We start from the raw sequence: 7236 nt of genomic DNA, 5'->3' as shown, positions 1-7236 counted from the left end.
ACGAATCGATCTGCTCAACCGTCAGCGACTTCTCACACAGTCACACCAACGAGCCCCACCCCACACGGTCACACCACATGCGGTTGCAGTACTAGGGGGCGTCCGAACGCATCCCGTAGGGGTCACGAGGCCCCCCTGCGGGCCACAACGTAGCGGGGTGGTGGGGTATTCCGGGTCGGGCGTCCCGGACGGGGCATCCAGGCCGGTATCCCGAGTCGGGGATCCCGGGGGACCTCCCAGGCGTAGTCGCGTCCTACAGGGCCGCGTAGCCGCGTTCGCGGAGGGATTGGCCGTATTGCTGGAGGACCCAGAGTTCGTTCTGGACGGCGGCCAGGTGCTCGGGGTCGGCGCGGGGGCCGAGGCGCTGGAGGGTGCCGCGGATTTCGGTGACGCGCTGGTTGACGGCGGCGAGGCGGACCGTGACCAACTGGACGCCGGCGTAGGCCTCGTCGGGGTCGCGGCGGGTGTGCAGGGGCTCGACGGCGAGTTCGGTGATCATGGCGCGGACGGTGTCGTCGGGGGCCGCCTCGCGCACCCGGGCGATGTAGCCGTTGTCGGCGGCGCCGGCCGTGGCGCCACCGGCCTCCTCGATGCACTGGCGGACCACGGCGTAGGGCGGCGCGGTGAACTCGTCGGCGCCGTAGGCGTCGAAGGCCGGGGAGACCAGGTCGGGGCGCTGCAGGGCGAGCTTGAGCAGTTCCCGCTCGACGCGGTGGGCGGGGCTGCGGAGGTTGAGCGCGGGGCCGCGCGGGACGGCCTGGCGGGGCGGTTCCGCAGCGGCCGGGGCCGCGCCGGGGCGGGGTCGGCGGCCCTGGTCGGGGCCGGTGCCGTCGCGGCCGCGTTCGCGGGCCCAGCGGGCGAGCTGGGCGACCCGCTTGACCACGAACTGGGTGTCCAGGATGCCGAGCATGCCGGCGAGCTGGACGGCGGATTCGTGCTGGATGGAGCTGTTCTTGATGTTCGCCACGATGGGCGCGGCCTCGTCGAGTGCGGCGGCCCGGCCGACGGCGGTGTCGAGGTTGTGCCGGGAGACGACGTGCCGCAGGGCGAACTCGAAGAGCGGGGTGCGGGACTCGACGAGGTCGGCGACGGCGTCGTCGCCCTTGTGGAGGCGCAGGTCGCAGGGGTCCATGCCGCCGGGGGTGATGGCGATGGAGGTCTGCGCGGCGAACTTCTGGTCGTCCTCGAAGGCGCGCAGGGCGGCCTTCTGGCCCGCGGCGTCACCGTCGAAGGTGAAGACGACCTCGGAGCCGGAGTTGTCCATCAGCAGCCGGCGGAGGATCTTGATGTGGCCCTCGCCGAAGGACGTGCCGCAGGTGGCGATGGCGGTGGTGACGCCGGCCAGGTGGCAGGCCATGACGTCGGTGTAGCCCTCGACGACCACGGCGCGGTTGCCCTTGGCGATCTCCTTCTTGGCGAGGTCGATGCCGTAGAGGACCTGGGACTTGCGGTAGAGGGGGGTCTCGGGGGTGTTGAGGTACTTGGGGCCGTTGTCGTCGTCGCGGAGCTTGCGGGCGCCGAAGCCGACGACCTCGCCGGCGATGTCGCGGATCGGCCACATCAGGCGGCCGCGGAAGCGGTCGATGGGTTTTCCGCTGCGGCTGTCCTGGGAGATGCCGGAGAGGATCAGCTCCTTGTCGGTGAAGCCGCGGCCGCGCAGGAAGCGGGTGAGGTGGTCCCAGCCGGCCGGGCTGTAGCCGACGCCGAAGTGCTGGGCGGCGGCCTGGTCGAAGCCGCGCTCGGCGAGGAAGCGGCGGCCGATCTCGGCTTCGGGGCTGTCGAGCTGTTCGACGTAGAACTGGGCGGCGGCCTTGTGGGCCTCGACCAGGCGGGTGCGCTCGCCCTGCTGGCGGCCGGGGGTGTAGCCGCCCTCTTCGTAGCGCAGGGTGATGCCGGCCTGGGAGGCGAGGCGCTCGATGGTCTCGGCGAAGGAGAGGTGGTCGATCTTCATGATGAAGTCGACGGTGTCGCCGCCCTCCTGGCAGCCGAAGCAGTGGTAGAGGCCCTTAGCAGGGCTGACGTGGAAGGACGGGGACTTCTCGTCGTGGAAGGGGCAGAGGCCCTTGAGGTTGCCGCCGCCGGCGTTGCGGAGCTGGAGGTACTCGGACACGACGGCGTCGATCGGGACCGCGTCCCGTACCGCCTTCACATCGTCATCGTTGATCCTGCCTGCCACGCGTGAATTCTACGGCCGGGGTCGGACAGTTCCGGCCGCCCGGGCGGTGCGACCCGGCGGCCCCGGCCCCTACCCGTACCTCATCAGCCCAGGTCAGGCCGTCATCCGTCGGCGCCCGCCATCACCGCCAGGAACCGGTCGAGGCCGATGTTGCCGCCGGAGATGATCACGCCGGTGCGGGGCGGGAGCGGGCCGGCCTTGCCGGTGAGGAGGGCGGCCAGGGCGCTGGCGCCGCTGGGCTCGGTGACGATCTTGAGTCGTTCGAAGGCGAACGTCATGGCGGCGCGGATCTCGTCGTCGGTGACCAGGACCACCGAGTCGAGGAGGCGCTGGTTGATCGCGAAGGTCAGGGCTCCGGGGGTGTCGACCGCCTGGCCGTCGGCGATGGTGCGCGGGACGGGGATGGTGACGGGGTGGCCGGCGGCCAGTGAGCGCCGGGTGTCGTCGCCGGCCTCCGGCTCGACGCCGATCATGCGGATGCCGGGGGCGAGGGCGGTGGCGGCGGTGGCCGAGCCGGCCATCAGGCCGCCGCCTCCGACGGGCACCAGGAGCGCGTCGAGCGGGCCGGTCTCCTCCAGCAGTTCCAGGGCGGCGGTGCCCTGGCCGGCGATGATGTGCGGGTGCTCGTACGGCGGGATGAGGGCCAGTCCTCGGTCCTCGGCGAGCTGCCGGGCGAGGGCGGCCCGGTCGCCGGTGTAGCGGTCGTAGCGGACGATCTCGGCGCCGTAGCCGGCGGTGGCGTCCGTCTTGGAGCGCGGGGAGTCCTCGGGCATCACGATGACGGCGTGGCTGCCGAGTTCGCGGGCGGCGAGGGCGACGGCCTGGGCGTGGTTGCCGGAGGAGTACGCGACCACTCCCCGGGCGAGCTGGTCGGGGGCGAGCCGGGAGAGGGCGTTGTAGGCACCGCGGAACTTGAAGGCGCCGATGCGCTGGAAGTTCTCGCACTTGAGGTGGGTCTCGGTGCCGGCCAGCGCGTCGAGGGTGCGGGAGCGCAGGACGGGCGTGCGGTGGGCCACGCCCGCCAGCCGCCGGGCGGCGTCCCGGACGTCGTCGAGGGTGACGGTGTCCGGGGCGCCGGGGCCGGGGTGGGCGCTGGGGCTGCTGGGGCCGCTGGGGCTCTGCGTCATGGGCGCACGCTATGGGAGCAGCGAGGCGAGCGGAACATCCGGATCGGCCAGCGCGGCGGGCTCCAACGGGGCACCGCTGCGGATGAGTTGCTGGATGGTCTCGGCGACGTCCCAGACGTTGACGTTCATGCCCGCCAGGAGCCGGCCGTCGGTGGCGAGCCAGAAGGCGACGAACTCCCGCTTGGCGACGTCGCCGCGGCAGACGACCTGGGCGTACGAGCCGGGCGGGGCGTATCCGGAGTACTCCATTCCGACGTCGTACTGGTCGGAGAAGAAGTACGGGACGCGGTCGTAGCTGATGTCCTGGCCGAGCATGGCGCGGGCGGCGGCCGGGCCGCCGTTGAGGGCGTTGGCCCAGTGCTCGACCCGGATGCGGGTGTCGAGCAGGGGGTGGTCGGCGGCGGCGACGTCGCCGGCGGCGTAGACGTACGGGTCGGAGGTGCGCAGCGCCGCGTCGACGGCGATGCCGCCGCCGGTGTGGGGGTCGGCGAGGTCGAGGCCGGCCTGTTCGGCGAGGGCGGTGCGTGGGGCGGCGCCGATCGCGGCGAGCACGTCGTGGGCGGGGTGTTCCTCGCCGTCGTCGGTGCGGACGGCGACGACCATGCCGTCCTGGCCGACGATTTCGGTGAGGCGGGCGCCGAAGTGGAAGCGAACGCCGTGTTCGCGGTGCAGGTCGGTGAAGAGGGCGCCGAGTTCGGGGCCGAGGATGCCGTGCAGGGCGGTGGGTGCGGGTTCGACGACGGTGACCTCGGCGCCGTAGGAGCGGGCCGCGGCGGCGACCTCCAGGCCGATCCAGCCGGCGCCCGCGATGACCAGCCGGCCGTTTTCCCGGCCGAGGGAGGCCAGGACGCCGCGGAGCCGTTCGGCGTGGGCGAGGCGGCGCAGGTGGTGCACGCCGGCCAGGCCGGTGCCGGGGATGTCCAGGCGGCGCGGTTCGGCGCCGGTGGCCAGCAGCAGCTTGTCGTAGGCGATGAGGGTGCCGTCCCCGAGGCGGACGGTGCGGCCGGCCGGGTCCAGGTGGACGGCGGGCTGGCCCAGGTGGAGCTCGATGTGTGCCTGGGCGTACCAGGCGGGTTCGTGGATGAAGACGCTGTCGCGCTCCTCCTTGCCGAGCAGGTACCCCTTGGAGAGCGGCGGGCGCTCGTACGGGTGGTCGCGCTCGTCACAGATGAGGATCACCCGGCCGGTGAAGCCCTCGGAACGGAGCGTTTCCGCGGCCTTCGCCCCGGCCAGGCCACCCCCGACGATGACGAACGTCTGGTGTGCGTCGACCACTTGCTTCCTCCTCGTTGCGGTGCCGTACGTCCGCGTCCGCGTCCGTAAACGCCCCCGATGTGCCCCCGGTGTGGTGTTTCCGGTGTGCCTTCCCCCGTGTGCCGACCGGGTGCGCTGTCCCGATGCGCCGGCCCGGTGTGCTGTCGCCCGTAGGTGTGGCGGTGGTGCTGTCTCCCGTAGGTGTGGGCGGTGGTGCTTTCCCTCGTAGATGTGTGCGGTGTTGGCGGGGTTCTCTCTGTTCGCCGTTCGATAACGGTCGGGTCCGAGCGTCCCGCACGGAGCGTGAGGGGGGAAGAGGGGCTTCCCCCCTAGGGTCACCCTGGGTTGCCCGGCGCGTTACCGGGCCGTCGGGTGAGACGGGCGTGCAGGGAGCGGGCCGTCGTGTCCGTCAAGGCCGCGATCTGGTCGATGACGGCCCGCATCCGCGCGGTATCGTCGGGAGCCGCCTCGAACAGCGAACGGAACTGCGGGTCAAGGCCGTCGGGGGCCCGGGCGAGCAGTGCCTCGGCCAGTTCGGCGATGACGATGCGCTGATCGGCGCGGAGGGCCTCCTGGTCGGGGCGCTGCATCACGTACCGGTCGGCGACCGCTTTCAAAACGGCGCATTCCAGCCGGGTTTCGGCCGGAACCACCAGCTCCGCGGTGTACCGGGTCAGCCGGCCGCTCCCCCACCGGGCCCGCGTCGCGCCCTCCGCGGCGAGGCAGAAGCGGCCGATCAGCTGGCTGGTGGCGTCCTTGAGGCGGGCCTGGGCGAGCGCGCTGCCGTCGTAGCCGTGCGGCCACCACTCCTGCTCCAGCAGGCGGTCCAGCGCCGCGGCCAGTTCCTCGGGGCCGGCGCCCGGGGCGTAGCGCTCGGCGGCGACCGCGAAGATCTCGGTGCGCTCGGCGTCGGCGAGCAGGAGGTTGGGGTCGAGGTGCCCGGCGTGCAGCCCGTCCTCGACGTCGTGCACCGAATACGCCACGTCGTCGGACCAGTCCATGACCTGCGCCTCGAAGCTGCGTGCCGTGTCGGGCGCGTCCTGCCGGAACCAGGCGAAGACCGGCCGGTCGTCCTCGTAGACCCCGAACTTCGGGGAGTCCGGGTCGGTGGGGTGCGCGCCGCGCGGCCAGGGGTACTTGGTGGCGGCGTCGAGGGCGGCGCGGGTGAGGTTGAGGCCGACGCTGAGCACCGAGCCGTCCGGTGCGGGCACGAACCGCTTGGGCTCCAGACGGGCCAGCAGCCGCAGCGACTGGGCGTTGCCCTCGAAGCCGCCGCAGGGCGCGGCGACTTCGTTGAGGGCCTGTTCCCCGTTGTGCCCGAAGGGCGGGTGGCCGAGGTCGTGCGCCAGACAGGCGGTCTCGACCAGGTCGGGGTCGCAGCCGAGGGCGGCGCCCAGTTCCCGGCCGACCTGGGCGCACTCCAGGGAGTGGGTCAGCCGGGTGCGCGGGCTGGCGTCCCAGGCGTGGGTGAGCGTGCCGGGGGTGACGACCTGGGTCTTGCCGGCCAGTCTGCGCAGCGCCGCGGAGTGCAGCACCCGGGCGCGGTCGCGCTGGAAGGCGGTGCGGCCCGGGCGTTTGTCGGGCTCGGGGACCCAGCGTTCGGTATCGGCCGCGGTGTAGCCGGAAATGGTCGGTCGTGTGCCCGTCATACAGCGACGGTAGCCGCCCTGATGCTTTCGGGACCGGATCCGGTGCGGGTCAGGAGCGCCTGGTCGTAGCGGTGCAGTACGAGGCGGGCCAGCGCGGGGTGGTCTCCCAGGGGCGCGGCGGCGACGCCGGGGGCGGCGGCCGCGCACTGGGTGGCGAAGCGGCCGGGTGCGGTGAAGCAGCCGGCCAGCGCGATCCGCTCGTGGCCGGCGGCGGTCAGCGTCCGGACGGCTTCGGCGACGGTCGGGGCGGCGGCGGACGCGTAGGCGGGGACGACCGGGAGGCCGCCGAGGCGGGCGGAGAGGAGGCGGGCGGTGTGCTCGGTGTCCCGGGCGGAGCGGGCGGCCCGGGAGCCGGCGGCGGCCAGGACCACGGCCGTGCTCCCGCGCCCCGCGGCGGCGCCGGCCTCCAGCAGCCGGCCGTGCAGCGCCTCGGCGAGGAGCGGGTGCGGGCCGAGCGGGGCGGCGATCCGGCCGGTCAGATGGGGTGCGGCCGCGAGCGCGGCGGGCAGGTCGTGGGTGACGTGGTAGCCGTGGCCGAAAAGCAGCGGGACGAGGACGGCGTCGCCGCGGAGGTCCGCGAGGGTGTCGGCGAGCAGCGGCCGGTTGAGCTCGATGTGCCCGAGCCGTACGGGGAGGCCGGGGCGGAGCGCACGGACGCGGTCGAGGAGCGCGCGGACGGCCGGCAGGGCGCGCGGGTCCCGGCTGCCGTGCGCGACGGCGACGAGGGCGGGGGCCGCCGGGCGCGGTGGGCGGAAGCCGTGCAGCCGGACCGTGCGGAGCCCTCTGCTGAGCTGGGCGGTGATCTCGGCGGCGAGCTCCCCCACACCGAGCGGCGCGGGGGAGGCGGAGGCGGAGGGCTGCGGTATCGGCACCGTCATGATCCGAGCGTGGCAGCCGGGCGTTGCGCTGCCGTTTCTTCGCGGGGAACTCCGTGTTCCAGGTGCCTGCCGCCGGCGTTACGCCCCGTGTGCGACGGCATGGCGCCTCATGTGCCCAGGCGTTACGCCCCGTGTGCGCCGTCCTCCGCCCG

The 7236-nt window shown here is 73.6% G+C and carries 5 protein-coding genes; all 5 read right to left on the bottom strand.

Annotated features, from left to right (window positions below; all coding sequences use genetic code 11):
- Positions 1 to 253 precede the first annotated feature (253 nt).
- The 5 genes from dnaG to IG62_RS0134175 all read right to left on the bottom strand — a co-directional run bounded on the left by dnaG (position 254) and on the right by IG62_RS0134175 (position 7084).
- Entirely contained in the window at positions 254 to 2176 is a 1923-nt protein-coding gene (gene dnaG / locus IG62_RS0134195) for a DNA primase (RefSeq protein WP_030812633.1), read from the bottom strand.
- Between the two features lie 101 nt (positions 2177 to 2277).
- Positions 2278 to 3303: a pyridoxal-phosphate dependent enzyme gene (locus IG62_RS0134190; RefSeq protein ID WP_030812629.1), complete on the bottom strand. Its 1026-nt coding sequence runs from the start codon at positions 3301 to 3303 to the stop codon at positions 2278 to 2280.
- Positions 3304 to 3312: 9 nt separating this feature from the next.
- Positions 3313 to 4578 carry an NAD(P)/FAD-dependent oxidoreductase gene (locus IG62_RS0134185; RefSeq protein WP_030812626.1) on the bottom strand — a complete coding sequence of 422 codons (1266 nt, stop codon included), beginning with the start codon at positions 4576 to 4578 and terminating at the stop codon, positions 3313 to 3315.
- Between the two features lie 314 nt (positions 4579 to 4892).
- A complete protein-coding gene (locus tag IG62_RS0134180; RefSeq protein ID WP_030812623.1) occupies positions 4893 to 6206 on the bottom strand; it encodes a deoxyguanosinetriphosphate triphosphohydrolase in 1314 nt (437 codons plus the stop codon).
- Positions 6203 to 7084 carry a sirohydrochlorin chelatase gene (locus IG62_RS0134175; RefSeq protein WP_030812620.1) on the bottom strand — a complete coding sequence of 294 codons (882 nt, stop codon included), beginning with the start codon at positions 7082 to 7084 and terminating at the stop codon, positions 6203 to 6205. The genes IG62_RS0134180 and IG62_RS0134175 overlap by 4 nt, the downstream gene beginning before the upstream one ends.
- Between the last annotated feature and the right edge of the window lie 152 nt (positions 7085 to 7236).

It is taken from the genome of Streptomyces sp. NRRL S-337 (assembly GCF_000720175.1).
Lineage (GTDB): Bacteria > Actinomycetota > Actinomycetes > Streptomycetales > Streptomycetaceae > Streptomyces > Streptomyces siderophoricus.
Note: the sequence above shows the minus strand (reverse complement) of the source record. Positions and strands in the feature narration are given on the sequence as shown.

Excerpts from the sequence above, each read along its gene's own strand:
- IG62_RS0134190 (WP_030812629.1), bottom strand. The coding sequence starts at position 3,303 with ATGACGCAGAGCCCCAGCGGCCCCAGCAGCCCCAGCGCCCACCCCGGC.
- IG62_RS0134180 (WP_030812623.1), bottom strand. The coding sequence starts at position 6,206 with ATGACGGGCACACGACCGACCATTTCCGGCTACACCGCGGCCGATACC.
- IG62_RS0134175 (WP_030812620.1), bottom strand. The coding sequence starts at position 7,084 with ATGACGGTGCCGATACCGCAGCCCTCCGCCTCCGCCTCCCCCGCGCCG.